Origin of the sequence: Gardnerella sp. Marseille-Q9691 (assembly GCF_046507715.1) — a bacterium.
Lineage (GTDB): Bacteria > Actinomycetota > Actinomycetes > Actinomycetales > Bifidobacteriaceae > Bifidobacterium > Bifidobacterium greenwoodii.
Window position 1 is genome coordinate 235,758 of sequence record NZ_JBKFXI010000002.1, and the last position, 12,977, is coordinate 248,734.

The window sequence follows — 12,977 nt, forward strand, 5'->3', positions numbered from 1 at the left end:
GAGTTGGTATGTCTAGACGATGGAAATGTATCCGTGGCCTAGAGCCGACCACCGACTACTATCGGGTGGCCTTCTTCTTCCCGGCGACAGTACGCTTCGGGCCCTTACGGGTACGAGCATTAGTCTTGGTACGCTGACCACGCACAGGAAGACCCTTGCGATGACGCTGGCCTTGATAGCAGTTGATCTGAATCTTACGACGGATGTCTGCGTCAATTTCACGACGCAAATCGCCCTCGATCTTGTAATTAGCCTCGAGATAATCACGCAAGGTGATCAGCTGTTCATCCGTAAGATCCTTGACGCGAGTGTCCGGATTCACACCGGTCGCGGCAAGCGTTTCCTTAGCGCGAGTGCGGCCAACACCAAAAATGTAGGTGAGGGCAATCTCAATGCGCTTCTCATTGGGAATATCTACTCCGGCAAGACGTGCCATTGTAATTCCTTTACTGTTACGCAGGTCGTGCACCAAGTCTTCCGCATTAATAAATTAGATGCGGCCTGGGCCTGCGCACCCAGGGTTCAGCTTCTGCTGTGACTTAGCGCCTTATTCTTTGTATTCCGCGATGGAAATCTGCTCAGCCCTGACGCTGCTTATGACGTGGGTTAATGCAGATCACCATGACGCGGCCGTGACGGCGGATCACGCGGCAGTTTTCGCAGATCCTCTTCACGCTAGGGCTGACCTTCATGGTTTTCCTTTGCTTGTACCTTTACTTATAACGGTACGTAATACGTCCACGGTTCAGATCGTATGGACTCATCTCCAGCACTACACGATCCTGCGGAAGAATGCGGATATAATTCTTACGCATTTTTCCGGAAATCGTAGCTAGAACGATGTGCTCATTCTCGAGCTGAACACGAAACATCGCGTTCGGCAGTGCTTCGACTACCTTGCCTTCGACTTCAATCACACCGTCTTTTGCCATGAGCCTCGTTCCGATCCTTGGGCATACTACTTCGCGCATCCGAAGACACGCCAATCTTCTATATTACAGTAAATGCGCCCTATTCAACACTCGGCGTGTCGCATAGGGCGCATCAACTCTTTACAAACCTGACCGTAATAAATCAGTCTATTATTGTTTTACTGCTATTAGTTTAGCGATTCGATAATGCGATTATTAATTTCTTTAATATCGCCAACACCATCAACTTCAACTAACTGGCCGCGGCTATCGTAAATATCAAGAAGCGGAGCAGTTTCTTTTTCGTATGTTTCCAAACGTTTAGCAATAACTTCTGGAGTATCGTCAGAACGACCCTGCTCTACTGCACGCTTCTGCATGCGCTCGAGCAAAACCTCACGCTCAGCTTCCAAGGCCACAACGTGATCGAGCGGAGTTGAAAGCTCTTCCAACATTAAATCCAAAGCCTGAACCTGGGAAGCGTTACGAGGATAACCGTCGAGAATCCAGCCATTCTTAGCATCATCTTGTGCAAGACGATCCTTAACAATGCTGTTTGTCAGTTCATCTGGAACCAACTCGCCCTTGTCAAGATAAACCTGCACTTGCTTGCCAAGCTCAGTCTGATTCTTTAAGTTATAGCGGAAAATATCACCAGTAGAAATTGCTGGAATATTGTAATGCTCACTTAACAAAGCAGCCTGAGTGCCCTTGCCAACGCCCTGAGGACCCATAATCAGCAATCGCATATTCATCTCCTTGATTCTTCACAAATTATTTTATTTACTTAGATACTTGTTTTTGATTTTCGTGGTTGAACAAGAAACCAGCATACTGGAACTGTTCAGTCTGAGCCTTTGCCTGACGCAAAGTATCCAAACCTACACCAGCAATAATCAGAATTGTTGTACCGCCGAATGGCAACTTTGTATTCAAGTGCAAAGCCATAATCAAAACGGTAGGAATCAAAGCGACGAAAAGCAAATAAATAGCGCCGACAGTGTTAAGCCTGTTCATAACATAGCTCAAGTAATTGCTAGTTGCGCTACCTGCGCGGATTCCAGGAATAAATCCGCCATACTCTTTCATGTTATCTGCAGTTTCATCCGTATTAAAAGTAATCTCGGTGTAGAAGAAGCAGAAGAACACAATCATAACCGTGTACAATGCAATGTACCAAGCAGACGTGGAATTTGCCAAATTTTCTTCAATCCACTGTACCCAAGGCTTGCTCTTATCTCCGAACTGAGCAATAAGAGTAGGAACAGCAAGAATAGAAGAAGCAAAGATTGGTGGAATAACACCGCTCATATTGATCTTCAAAGGCAAATAAGTGGAAGATCCACCGTACATCTTGCGGCCAATCATGCGACGAGTGTACTGCACAGGAATACGACGCTGCGCAAGTTCCACAAAGTCAACGAAAACAAGAATTACAAGAAGCACGCCGCCAACGATGGAGAACTTAGTCCAATCACCATTAGAACCGTTAGTGCCCCAACCAATTTCCCAAAGCTTTGGCAAGAAGCCGGAGCAAATGGACATAAAGATTAAGACGGACATACCTTGGCCGATGCCCTTATCTGTAATAAGCTCTGCCATCCACATAATAAGGCCAGTGCCGCCGGTCATAATCAAAACCATTACAACCAAGCTCCAGAAGCCACCATCTGGAATAACCTGACCGCACTGATAATTAAACAAAGCGCCTGAGCGAGCAGTTACCAAAATTGTTGTTGACTGCAAAACAGCCAAACCAATAGTCAAGTAACGAGTGTACTGAGTAAGCTTTGTCTCGCCAGACTGACCTTCCTTATGCAACGCTTCGAAGCGCGGAATAACAACGCGAAGAAGCTGAATCACAATGGAAGCTGTAATGTAAGGCATTACGCCCAAAGCAAAGATAGAAAGCTGCAACAGCGAGCCGCCGGAGAACAAGTTGACCAACCCAATAAAGTTCTCTTTTGACGAAGCTAACTTAGCTGTGCAAGCACGAATTACTTTATAGTCAACACCTGGAATCGGAATAAACGAACCGATACGGTAGATGATAATCATAGCGAAGACGAAGAGGATCTTATTCCTCAACTCCTTCGTCCTGAAGGCCTGGATTAACGTTTTCACCTGGGTCTTCCTCCCTTTTTTCGCGCACTCCTAGGCGCAACAGTGCAAAAAACAAACTCTGAGGCAATAGTGTAACTCACGGTGCATACTGGAACAGATTATTGGTGAGTTTTGTCGATAAAAATAGTCCCCCTAGACAATGCTAGAGGGACTATCTACAGCTTTATAACTGCATCAAGCTTAAAGTAGTTCTAACTACTCTTCGCTGATGGAGCCGCCTTGAGCCTCAACCTTTGCCTTAGCAGAAGCAGAAGCCTTCATACCCTTCAAGTTCAAAGCAACAGTCAATTCACCATCGCCCAAAACCTTAACTGGGTAACCATCACGCACGGCGCCCTTTGCAATAAGGTCAGCTACAGTAACATCGCCACCCTTTGGGAAGAGTTCAGCGAGAGCTGCAACGTTAACGACCTGGAACTCCTTCTTGAAAGGACTCTTGAATCCACGCAACTTAGGCAAGCGCATGTAAAGTGGAAGCTGGCCACCTTCGAAGCCAGGACGAACCTGATAACGCTTCTTTGTGCCCTTGTCACCACGACCCGAGGTCTTACCCTTGGAGCCTTCACCACGGCCTACGCGGATGCGATCCTTCTTAGCTCCTGGAGCTGGACGCAATGTGTGCATATGCAGCATTGGTTCTTCGTTAGCCATAATCAGTCGACCTCCTCGACGCTCACCAGGTGGCGCACGGCCATGACCAAGCCACGATTGACGGGGGTGTCTTCGCGAACTACGCTGTGACCAATCTTATGAAGGCCGAGCGTATGAACATTCGCGCGCTGGCGCTCAGTGGTGTGAACCAAACCGTGCACCAGAGTGATCTTCAAATTAGACATCACTCACCATCCTTTGCTTCAGCTGCCTTGGCGGCCTGAGCTTCTTCGCGAGCCTTGCGAGCTTCGGCAATGCCGGCAGCACGCTCACGGAGCAAAGCATCAGGAGCAACTTCCTCAAGAGAAAGACCACGACGAGCAGAAATCTCTTCTGGCTCTTCGAGCTTCTTCAAAGCGTCCACAGTAGCGCGCACCACGTTTACAGCGGTCGCAGAACCCATGGACTTGGTGAGGATATCTGTAATGCCAGCGCACTCCATAACAGCACGCACAGCACCACCAGCGATTACACCAGTACCTGGAGCAGCTGGACGAAGCAACACAGTACCAGCAGCATCGTGACCGAGCACTGGATGAGTGACGGTACCACGAATACGTGGAACAGTGAACATATGCTTCTTAGCGTCAAGCTGACCCTTAGCGATAGCTGCTGGAACTTCACGAGACTTGCCGTAACCAACACCAACAGTGCCCTTACCGTCGCCAACAACAACAAGTGCTGCAAAGCTGAAGGTACGACCACCCTTGTGGGTCTTGGAAACACGGTTAATAGTAACTACGCGATCCAGAAGCTCTTCGCCGCGGTTTTCTTCACGACGATTACGACGCTCGCCGCGCTTACCCTCGCCCTTATTGCGGCGAGAACGACGATCATCGTTGCGTTCCTCAGCGGATGCCTGAGTGTTCTGAGTTTCTTCAGCCACTTGGGTTTCCTTTTCGTTGTCGCTCACAGTGCTAGACCTCCCTGACGGGCGCCTTCAGCTACTGCTGCGACGCGACCATGATATTTGTTACCGCCACGGTCGAAGACTACAGCGGTGATGCCCGCTTCCTTCGCCTTAGCCGCTACTAATTCGCCAACCTTGGTTGCAGCTTCAGTCTTCGTGCCGGTGAAACCAGCGAAGTCAGCTGTCAAAGTGGAAGCGCTTACCAAAGTAATGCCCTTGGTATCGTCCACAATCTGAGCAACCATGTGACGGTTAGAACGAGAAACAACTAAACGAGGACGTTCAGATGTACCAGCAATATGCTTACGAAGACGGGCGTGACGACGCAAACGTGCGACTTTGGTACCCTTACCGAAAATCTTAACGCTCATATCACTTACCAGCCTTTCCAGCCTTGCGCAGGATACGTTCATCGGCGTACTTAATACCCTTACCCTTGTAAGGTTCTGGAGCACGAAGCTTGCGGATGTTAGCAGCAACCTGGCCAACAGTCTGCTTATCGGTGCCCTTAACGATTACCTGGTTAGGATTTGGCAACTCGAACTCAATACCTGCCGGTGGTTGAACGGTAATAGTGTGAGAATAACCGAGCGAGAACTCAATGCCCTTGCCCTTCATTACTGCACGATAACCGGTACCGACAATATCCAAAGTCTTGGTGTAGCCTTCATGCACACCCTTAACCATGGAAGCAACAATTGCGCGAGCCAAGCCGTGCTTTGCACGAGTTGGACGCAAATCGTCAACTGGAGTCAAAACAATCTGATTCTCAGCAACTTCCGCGGTAATGCCCTCTGGAATTACATAGGAGTCAGAACCCTTAGCGCCCTTGACGCTGAAGGACTGACCTTCAATCTTTACTTCCACGCCTTGAGGAATGTCGACGGGGAGCTTACCAATATGCGATGCCATCTTCAGCTCTCCTTTCTCACCATACGTAGGCGACAATTTCGCCGCCAATGCCTCGGTCGAGGCATTCCTTCTGAGTCAACAATCCCGAGCTGGTCGAGATAATAGCGATACCGAGACCACCAAGAGGCATTGGCAAAGCATCAGACTTAGCGTAACGACGCAAGCCTGGCTTAGAAATGCGCTTGATGCCCTGGATAGAACGCTGGCCATTGGAGCCATACTTCAACGTAATTTCCAACGTCTGTCCAACCTTAGCTTCCTTAGCAGCGAAGTCCTTAATGTAGCCTTCGTGCTTAAGGATCTCGGCGATATTCGCCTTGAACTTGGAGTACGGCATTTCCACGGTATCGTGCTTTGCCGCGCTCGCGTTACGCAGACGTGTCAACATGTCTGCGATTGGATCTGTCATTGTCATGTGGGCTAACGCCCTTTCTCGCCGTGGTTTCCACCGCCTCTATATAAGACCTTTGTCTTTAGGCAGTGGACCTTCAGCGTCGATATTTACCAACTGGACTTCGTAACACCCGGCAACTCACCGCGATGAGCCTTCTCACGAAGGCAGATGCGGCACAGACCGAACTTGCGATACACGGAGTGAGGACGACCACAAACCTGGCAACGCGTATAAGCGCGTACCTTGAACTTCGGCTTAGCGGCCGCCTTGTTTTTCAGAGCGGTTTTTGCCATTTCAGTTCTCCTTGAATGGGAAACCGAGGTGCTTAAGCAAAGACTTGGCCTCCACATCGTCCTTGGTGGTAGTCACCACGGTGATGTCCATACCACGCTGATGATCAATCGAGTCAGGATCAATCTCATGGAACATAGACTGTTCCGTAAGACCGAAGTTGTAATTACCCTGACCGTCAAACTGGTTGCCGTTAATACCACGGAAATCGCGGATACGAGGCAAAGCCAGAGTAAGCAAACGATCCAAGAATTCCCACATACGATCGCCACGAAGGGTTACGTAAGCACCGATAGCCTGGCCTTCGCGCAGATGGAACTGAGCGACAGACTTCTTTGCCTTAGTGACCTTTGGCTTCTGGCCGGTGATCAAAGTGAGATCCTTAATCGCACCTTCGATGAGCTTGGAATCACGTGCTGCAGCGCCGACGCCCATAGAGACGACAACCTTCTGTACACGAGCCACCTGCATAGGATTGGTGTGGCCAAATTCCTTCTCCAAGGCTGGAACGATTTCATCCTTGTATTGTTGCTTTAAGCGCGGAGTTGCCGGCAACTCAATTGTAGTATCGGTCATGCCAGCTCCTTTCCGGACTTCTTGGCGACACGCACGCGCACGGTCTTAACCTTGCCGTCACGAGCCTCTTGCTTAACAATCACGCCAACGCGAGTAGGCTGCTTGGTTTCTGGATCAATAACCATCACGTTAGAGCGATGGATTGGAGCCTCAACCGAAACAATGCCCGACTGCTGACCCTGCTGGGTGGCGCGAACGTGCTTCTTAACGACCTGAACGCCTTCTACGACTAAACGGTCGTCGGCAAGTACACGAAGTACTTTGCCTTCCTTACCGCGATCCTTACCGCGGATAACCTTCACCTGGTCGCCGGACTTAATCTTGGCTACCATATCAGATCACCTCCGGGGCAAGGGACACAATCTTCATGAAGTGCTGATCACGCAATTCACGACCGACTGGTCCGAAGATACGAGTGCCTTTTGGTTCACGGCCAGAGCCGAGAATGACGGCGGCGTTCTCATCGAACTTAATATAGGAACCATCGACACGGCGATGTTCCTTGACAGTACGGACGACGACAGCCTTAACTACGTCGCCTTTCTTGACCGACCCGCCAGGGATCGCGTCCTTGACGGAGGCGACGATGATGTCGCCGATGCCGGCATAGCGTCGCTTCGATCCACCGAGCACGCGGATGGCAAGTAATTCCTTAGCACCCGTGTTGTCGGCGACATGAAGCCGCGTTTCCTGCTGAATCATTGATTCTCCTTAGCCGAGCTGGTTCTCCCCACTCACCTGTGCCTGTCCAAAGAACAGACACAGGTGAAGCGCGGAGCCTTGCCGAACTTGTTTACTTGGCGCGCTCGATAATCGAGTCGAGACGCCAACGCTTGGTCTTGCTCAGGGGCCGAGTTTCCATAATACTCACGAGGTCGCCAATATGTGCCTCGTTGTGTTCATCATGGGCTTTGACCTTGCGGGTGGAGCGAACGACTTTACCGTAAAGCGGGTGTGTCGAACGCTGCTCCAGCTCAACGGCAATCGTCTTGTCCATGGCCTCGGACACGACGTAGCCGCGACGAACCTTGCGGAAGTTGCGCTCTTGGTTCTCAGCCATGCTTACTTCTCCTTGACCTCAGTGGCGCCAGGCTCTTGGCTGATGCCGAGTTCACGCTCACGCAGGACAGTATACATCCTGGCTATGTCGTGCTTGACCGCCTTGAGGCGAGCGCTGTTTTCAAGTTGACCAGTTGCTGCCTGGAAGCGCAAGTTAAAAAGCTCTTCCTTGGACTTCTTCAAGAAGCCTTCAATTTCAGCATTGGTCTTCTCGTTCAAATTCTTGATGGTGTAGTCTGCAGTTCCGACTGGCATCAGATGTCACCGCCTTCACGCGCAATAACGCGGCATTTCATTGGGAGCTTATCGATAGCGCGGCGCAAAGCCTCGCGAGCGATGTCCTCAGAAACACCACCGATCTCGAACATTACGCGTCCTGGGTGGATGTTGGCAATCCAGAATTCTGGAGCACCCTTACCGGAACCCATTCGCGCACCAAGCGGGTGCTTGGTTAATGGACGATCTGGGAAGATCGTAATCCACACACGACCGCCACGCTTAATGTAGCGGGTCATTGCGATACGAGCTGCCTCGATCTGTCGGTTAGTGATGTAGGCCGGAGCCAGCGCCTGAATACCGAAATCGCCGAAAGCAATCTCGGTGCCACCCTTAGACATGCCGCTACGGGTAGGACGGTGCTGCTTACGATATTTAGTCCTCTTTGGGATAAGCATCTGCTCACTCCTTCGTTTCCGTTGCGGCAGGAGCTTCAGCAGCTGCAGCTTCAGCTGGCTTTTCAGCCTGTGCTTCAGCAGCCTTCTGCTGGTTAGCAGGACGTGCGCCACGACGTGGACGACGATCGCCACGACGGCCTTCACGCTTACCCTGCTGAGCCTGCTGCTCTTCAAACTCACGCTCGGTCATATCACCCTTGTAAATCCAGACCTTAACGCCAATACGGCCGTAAGTGGTCTTAGCTTCAAAGAAGCCATAATCAATAAGGGCACGAAGGGTCTGCAGTGGAACGCGACCCTCACGATAGAACTCAGAACGGCTCATTTCGGCGCCACCAAGACGACCGGAGAGCTTAATACGAATACCCTTGGCACCAGCGCGCATTGCGTCCTGCTGTGCCTTACGCATAGCACGACGGAATGTAACGCGGTTTGTCAACTGTTCCGCAATTCCCTGAGCAACCAACTGAGCGTCAAGTGCAGCATTCTTCACCTCAAAGATGTTGAGCTGTACTTGCTTGCCTGTGAGCTTCTCAAGCTTTGCACGAACGCGCTCAGCTTCAGCACCACGACGGCCGATAATAATACCTGGACGAGCGGTGTGAATATCAACACGAACGCGATCACGAGTGCGCTCGATGACGATACGAGATACGCCAGCACGCTCGAGGTCATGGCTCATTTCCTTGCGAATCTTGTCATCCTCAAGGACGAAGTCACGATAACGCTCGCCAGCCTTGTTGGAGTCGGAGAACCACTTAGAACGATGATTCTCGGTGATGCCCAGGCGATAGCCGAAAGGATTTATCTTCTGACCCATCTTTAGCGGGCTCCTTCCTTAAGCGAGACGATAACGGTGATATGGCTTGTGCGCTTGTTAATGCGCGCAGCGCGACCCTGTGCACGAGCGCGGAAACGCTTAAGCGTTACACCCTCATCCACGTAGGTTTCCTTGATGACCAAGTCCTGCTCACGGAATGGTTCACCGGCTTTTTCAGCCTTAACGCGAGCGTTAGCGATCGCGCTTTCAAGAACCTTGCGCACCGGCAAAGATGCGTCCTGAGGAGCAAACTTCAAAATGGTAATAGCTTCGCTTGCACGCTTGCCTCGGATGAGGTCGACCATGCGGCGAGCCTTGCGCGGCGTCACGCGGACGTGACGAGCGATTGCTTTAGCTTCCATGTGTCCTAACTCTCCTTTAGCGGCGTGCCTTTTTGTCGTCCTTCACATGACCCTTGAAGGTCTTGGTTGGGGCGAACTCACCGAGCTTATGACCAACCATGGCTTCGGTAACGAATACCGGCACATGCTTGCGGCCATCGTGTACGGCAAAGGTGTGTCCAATGAAATCAGGAGTGATCATCGAACGACGCGACCACGTCTTAATGACGTTATGCGTGCCCTTGTCGTTTTGCTCGTCGACTTTCTTCTGCAAGTGGGCGTCGACGAAAGGGCCCTTCTTGATGCTACGAGTCATCTATTCGACACTCCCTTACTTGCGGTTCTTACCATTCGGGCGACGACGAACAATCATCTTGTTCGAAGCCTTCTTTGGACGACGTGTACGAACCTCGCCCTTGCCCCATGGAGAAACTGGCGGCTTGCCACCACGGGTACGACCACCATGTGGGTGGTCCACAGGGTTCATGGATTCGCCTCGAGTGATTGGCCTACGACCAAGCCAACGAGCGCGACCAGCCTTACCAAGTTCAATGTTGGCGTGATCAGAATTACCAACTTCGCCAATCGTAGCGCGGCAACGAGCGTCAACGTTACGAATTTCGCCAGATGGCATACGCAACTGAGCGTAAGCGCCATCCTTAGCGACGAGTTGAACAGCAGCACCAGCGGAGCGAGCAATCTTTGCGCCACCAAGTGGACGAAGCTCGATTGCGTGAACCACGGTACCGGTTGGGATATTCTTCAGAGGCAGGTTGTTGCCTGGCTTAATATCAGCCTGAGCACCAGTCTCAATAACGTCACCCTGGGCAATGCCTTCAGGAGCGATAATGTAGCGCTTCTCACCATCTGCGTAGTGCAGCAATGCGATGCGAGCGGAACGGTTAGGGTCATACTCAATATGAGCGACCTTTGCTGGCACGCCATCCTTGTCCCAACGCTTGAAGTCGATGAGACGATACTGACGCTTGTGACCGCCGCCGCGATGGCGAGAAGTCATGCGGCCGTAAGAGTTACGACCACCAGTCTTGCTGAGTTTGCGTACCAACGATTTTTCAGGCGTAGAACGCGTGATCTCGGCAAAATCCGAAACCGAAGCGTTACGACGGCCTGCAGTCGTCGGCTTATAAACGCGGATAGCCATAATATAGTATTCCTTTACTTTTCTCGGCTAGCCTTCAGTTACCAAAGATGTCAATCGTTTGACCTTCAGCCACGGTGACAATAGCGCGCTTCTGGTTCACACGACGGCCGAAACCGGTGCGAGAGCGCTTCAACTTGCCAGCGCGGTTCAAAGTGTTAACGTTTGTCACCTTGACCTTGAAGATTTCTTCGATAGCCTGCTTGATCTGAACCTTGTTAGCATCTGGAGCCACTACGAAAGTGTACTGACCACGATCAGAAGCTGCATAACTTTTTTCAGAAACAACTGGCTTAAGAATTACGTCATGTGCTGGGTTATGGACTGCGACCATTTAAATCAGGCCTCCTTAACGACAGGCTCGGTCTTAGCAGCAACGAAGGCTTCGAAGCCTTCCTTGGAGAAGACGACGTACTGAGCTGTAACAACATCGTAAGTGTTAAGCTGATCAGCGAAGATCACGTGAACAGTTGGAATGTTGCGTACAGACATCCACTCATTGATGTTCTCACGAGAAAGAACAACAGTAGTGAACTGGTTATTGGTCACAGGGGTAAGTGCTGCAACTGCCTGCTTGGTGGATGGAACATCCTTAATACCAAAGTCAACTACAGCAATACGTCCAGCATTTGCACGATCCGAAAGAACATAACGAAGAGCAGCTGCCTTCATCTTCTTCGGGGTGCGCTGATCGTACTTACGAGGAACTGGACCGTGAACAACGCCACCATGTACCCACTGTGGAGCACGAATGGAACCCTGGCGAGCACGACCGGTGCCCTTCTGCTTCCATGGCTTCTTACCGCCGCCGGAAACATTAGCACGATTCTTCACAGCATGGGTGCCCTGACGAGCAGCAGCAAGCTGAGCGATTACGACCTGATGAACCAGTGGGCCGTGAGCCAAAACGTCTTCGTTGGAGATGCCGAAAATCTCAGCAGGAGCTTCAACGGTTCCGCTTGCCTTGCCCTTAGTATCAGTGACGTTCAGAGTTACGTTTGCCATAATTATCAGGCTCCCTTCACTGCCGAACGGACGAGAACGATTGCGCCCTTAGGACCTGGAACAGCGCCCTTAATAGCGAGAATGCCGTTCTCGACATCCGAAGAAACGATGGTGAGGTTAAGCGCGGTGGAAGTCACATGACCCATGCGACCAGCCATACGCTTGCCCTTCAAAATGCGGCTTGGAGTTGCGCAAGCGCCCACAGAACCTGGGCGACGTTCGTTCTTGTGCGAGCCGTGAGTACGACGATAGGACTTGAAGCCCCAACGCTTAATAGTGCCAGCAAAGCCCTTACCCTTGGTAGTGCCAGTGACATCTACTTCAGAACCCTCAGCGAACAATTCAGCGGTCAATTCCTGACCTGGCTGATAATCTGCTGCGTTCTCCGTGCGCACCTCAGCGAGGTGACGACGAGGAGTTACACCAGCCTTTGCAAAATGACCGGCCAATGGCTTGGTCACCTTGGTAGGATCAATCTGGCCATAACCGAGCTGTACTGCGCAATAACCGTCAGACTCTACAGTCTTTACAGCGGTAACTACGTTAGTGGCAACTTCAACCAGAGTTACGGGGACGAAGAAGCCGTTTTCATCCCAAACCTGCGACATACCCAGCTTGCGACCGAGCAATGCAGTGCGATTCTTATTCTGCGACATTTTCTCCCCCTTCCTACAGCTTGATCTCGATGTTTACATCCGCAGGCAGGTCAATGTGCATCAAAGAATCCACAGCCTTTGGCGTTGGATCTACGATGTCAATGAGGCGCTTATGAGTGCGCATCTCGAAATGCTCGCGAGAATCCTTGTATTTATGAGGAGAACGGATAACAACAAACACGTTCTTCTCGGTCGGCAGAGGAACCGGACCCACCACTGTGGCGCCCGCGTTCGTCACCGTCTCGACGATTTTCTTCGCCGATTGGTCGATGACCTCATGGTCATAGGACTTAAGCCTGATGCGGATTTTCTGTCCCGCCATTGCCGTCCGCCCTTTCTAGCGATTCGTTTACTGTTTACCAACCTGAATTCAAGGGCACCGGCGAGAATAAGCCCCTAGGGCAATTCCACATCAGTGCGCGGCATCAAAAACCTATTCATACAAAAAAATTCGATTCAAAGTTTTTGCTTCCGCGCTCGCTTTTTTTTAATTA

At 51.1% G+C, this 12,977-nt stretch carries 26 protein-coding genes; all 26 read right to left on the reverse strand.

The window, feature by feature from the left end:
• Window positions 1–58: 58 nt before the first annotated feature.
• Window positions 59–436 carry a 30S ribosomal protein S13 gene (gene rpsM / locus ACLD6A_RS04485; RefSeq protein WP_004105472.1) on the reverse strand — a complete coding sequence of 126 codons (378 nt, stop codon included), beginning with the start codon at window positions 434–436 and terminating at the stop codon, window positions 59–61.
• Window positions 437–578: 142 nt separating this feature from the next.
• Window positions 579–692 carry a 50S ribosomal protein L36 gene (gene rpmJ, locus ACLD6A_RS04490; protein ID WP_003842636.1) on the reverse strand — a complete coding sequence of 38 codons (114 nt, stop codon included), beginning with the start codon at window positions 690–692 and terminating at the stop codon, window positions 579–581.
• Window positions 693–713: 21 nt separating this feature from the next.
• Window positions 714–932 (reverse strand): translation initiation factor IF-1, encoded by a 219-nt coding sequence (gene infA / locus ACLD6A_RS04495; RefSeq protein WP_004129021.1) that lies wholly within the window; start codon window positions 930–932, stop codon window positions 714–716.
• 167 nt (window positions 933–1,099) lie between these two features.
• Complete coding sequence (locus tag ACLD6A_RS04500; RefSeq protein WP_004129023.1) at window positions 1,100–1,660, reverse strand: adenylate kinase; 561 nt, start codon at window positions 1,658–1,660, stop codon at window positions 1,100–1,102.
• Between the two features lie 34 nt (window positions 1,661–1,694).
• Window positions 1,695–3,035, reverse strand: coding sequence for a preprotein translocase subunit SecY (gene secY / locus ACLD6A_RS04505; protein WP_410313719.1), 1,341 nt, complete (start codon window positions 3,033–3,035; stop codon window positions 1,695–1,697).
• A gap of 195 nt (window positions 3,036–3,230) precedes the next feature.
• Complete coding sequence (rplO, locus tag ACLD6A_RS04510; protein WP_004134287.1) at window positions 3,231–3,686, reverse strand: 50S ribosomal protein L15; 456 nt, start codon at window positions 3,684–3,686, stop codon at window positions 3,231–3,233.
• 2 nt (window positions 3,687–3,688) lie between these two features.
• Window positions 3,689–3,871 (reverse strand): 50S ribosomal protein L30, encoded by a 183-nt coding sequence (gene rpmD, locus ACLD6A_RS04515; RefSeq protein WP_004105491.1) that lies wholly within the window; start codon window positions 3,869–3,871, stop codon window positions 3,689–3,691.
• Complete coding sequence (gene rpsE, locus ACLD6A_RS04520; protein ID WP_004134284.1) at window positions 3,871–4,599, reverse strand: 30S ribosomal protein S5; 729 nt, start codon at window positions 4,597–4,599, stop codon at window positions 3,871–3,873. The genes rpmD and rpsE overlap by 1 nt, the downstream gene beginning before the upstream one ends.
• The gene (gene rplR / locus ACLD6A_RS04525) at window positions 4,596–4,967 is read right to left on the reverse strand and encodes a 50S ribosomal protein L18 (protein ID WP_004109670.1); all 372 of its coding nucleotides are present in this window, start codon (window positions 4,965–4,967) and stop codon (window positions 4,596–4,598) included. Before rplR ends, rpsE begins: the two co-directional genes overlap by 4 nt.
• 1 nt (window position 4,968) lies before the next feature.
• On the reverse strand, window positions 4,969–5,508 hold the full coding sequence (gene rplF / locus ACLD6A_RS04530) for a 50S ribosomal protein L6 (protein ID WP_410313720.1): 540 nt from the start codon (window positions 5,506–5,508) through the stop codon (window positions 4,969–4,971).
• A gap of 16 nt (window positions 5,509–5,524) precedes the next feature.
• Entirely contained in the window at window positions 5,525–5,923 is a 399-nt protein-coding gene (gene rpsH, locus ACLD6A_RS04535; protein ID WP_004105495.1) for a 30S ribosomal protein S8, read from the reverse strand.
• A gap of 86 nt (window positions 5,924–6,009) precedes the next feature.
• The gene (locus ACLD6A_RS04540) at window positions 6,010–6,195 is read right to left on the reverse strand and encodes a type Z 30S ribosomal protein S14 (RefSeq protein WP_003808046.1); all 186 of its coding nucleotides are present in this window, start codon (window positions 6,193–6,195) and stop codon (window positions 6,010–6,012) included.
• Between the two features lies 1 nt (window position 6,196).
• Window positions 6,197–6,769, reverse strand: a complete 573-nt coding sequence (gene rplE, locus ACLD6A_RS04545; protein ID WP_410313721.1) for a 50S ribosomal protein L5 — start codon at window positions 6,767–6,769, stop codon at window positions 6,197–6,199.
• Complete coding sequence (gene rplX, locus ACLD6A_RS04550) at window positions 6,766–7,101, reverse strand: 50S ribosomal protein L24 (RefSeq protein WP_004129050.1); 336 nt, start codon at window positions 7,099–7,101, stop codon at window positions 6,766–6,768. The genes rplE and rplX overlap by 4 nt, the downstream gene beginning before the upstream one ends.
• Before the next feature lies 1 nt (window position 7,102).
• A complete protein-coding gene (rplN, locus tag ACLD6A_RS04555) occupies window positions 7,103–7,471 on the reverse strand; it encodes a 50S ribosomal protein L14 (protein WP_004129052.1) in 369 nt (122 codons plus the stop codon).
• A gap of 91 nt (window positions 7,472–7,562) precedes the next feature.
• Entirely contained in the window at window positions 7,563–7,829 is a 267-nt protein-coding gene (gene rpsQ / locus ACLD6A_RS04560) for a 30S ribosomal protein S17 (protein ID WP_004114365.1), read from the reverse strand.
• A gap of 2 nt (window positions 7,830–7,831) precedes the next feature.
• Window positions 7,832–8,083 carry a 50S ribosomal protein L29 gene (rpmC, locus tag ACLD6A_RS04565; RefSeq protein ID WP_004129054.1) on the reverse strand — a complete coding sequence of 84 codons (252 nt, stop codon included), beginning with the start codon at window positions 8,081–8,083 and terminating at the stop codon, window positions 7,832–7,834.
• Complete coding sequence (rplP, locus tag ACLD6A_RS04570) at window positions 8,083–8,502, reverse strand: 50S ribosomal protein L16 (RefSeq protein WP_004109684.1); 420 nt, start codon at window positions 8,500–8,502, stop codon at window positions 8,083–8,085. Before rplP ends, rpmC begins: the two co-directional genes overlap by 1 nt.
• A 4-nt stretch (window positions 8,503–8,506) precedes the next feature.
• A complete protein-coding gene (rpsC, locus tag ACLD6A_RS04575; protein ID WP_004129057.1) occupies window positions 8,507–9,322 on the reverse strand; it encodes a 30S ribosomal protein S3 in 816 nt (271 codons plus the stop codon).
• A gap of 2 nt (window positions 9,323–9,324) precedes the next feature.
• Window positions 9,325–9,684 (reverse strand): 50S ribosomal protein L22, encoded by a 360-nt coding sequence (rplV, locus tag ACLD6A_RS04580; protein ID WP_004105510.1) that lies wholly within the window; start codon window positions 9,682–9,684, stop codon window positions 9,325–9,327.
• Between the two features lie 16 nt (window positions 9,685–9,700).
• Complete coding sequence (gene rpsS, locus ACLD6A_RS04585) at window positions 9,701–9,979, reverse strand: 30S ribosomal protein S19 (RefSeq protein ID WP_004114357.1); 279 nt, start codon at window positions 9,977–9,979, stop codon at window positions 9,701–9,703.
• Between the two features lie 15 nt (window positions 9,980–9,994).
• Entirely contained in the window at window positions 9,995–10,825 is an 831-nt protein-coding gene (rplB, locus tag ACLD6A_RS04590; protein ID WP_004129060.1) for a 50S ribosomal protein L2, read from the reverse strand.
• Between the two features lie 34 nt (window positions 10,826–10,859).
• Window positions 10,860–11,156 (reverse strand): 50S ribosomal protein L23, encoded by a 297-nt coding sequence (rplW, locus tag ACLD6A_RS04595; protein WP_004105515.1) that lies wholly within the window; start codon window positions 11,154–11,156, stop codon window positions 10,860–10,862.
• 5 nt (window positions 11,157–11,161) lie between these two features.
• A complete protein-coding gene (gene rplD / locus ACLD6A_RS04600) occupies window positions 11,162–11,827 on the reverse strand; it encodes a 50S ribosomal protein L4 (protein ID WP_004129063.1) in 666 nt (221 codons plus the stop codon).
• Window positions 11,828–11,832: 5 nt separating this feature from the next.
• On the reverse strand, window positions 11,833–12,483 hold the full coding sequence (rplC, locus tag ACLD6A_RS04605; protein ID WP_004105519.1) for a 50S ribosomal protein L3: 651 nt from the start codon (window positions 12,481–12,483) through the stop codon (window positions 11,833–11,835).
• Window positions 12,484–12,496: 13 nt separating this feature from the next.
• Window positions 12,497–12,805: a 30S ribosomal protein S10 gene (gene rpsJ / locus ACLD6A_RS04610; RefSeq protein ID WP_003808013.1), complete on the reverse strand. Its 309-nt coding sequence runs from the start codon at window positions 12,803–12,805 to the stop codon at window positions 12,497–12,499.
• Window positions 12,806–12,977: the final 172 nt, after the last annotated feature.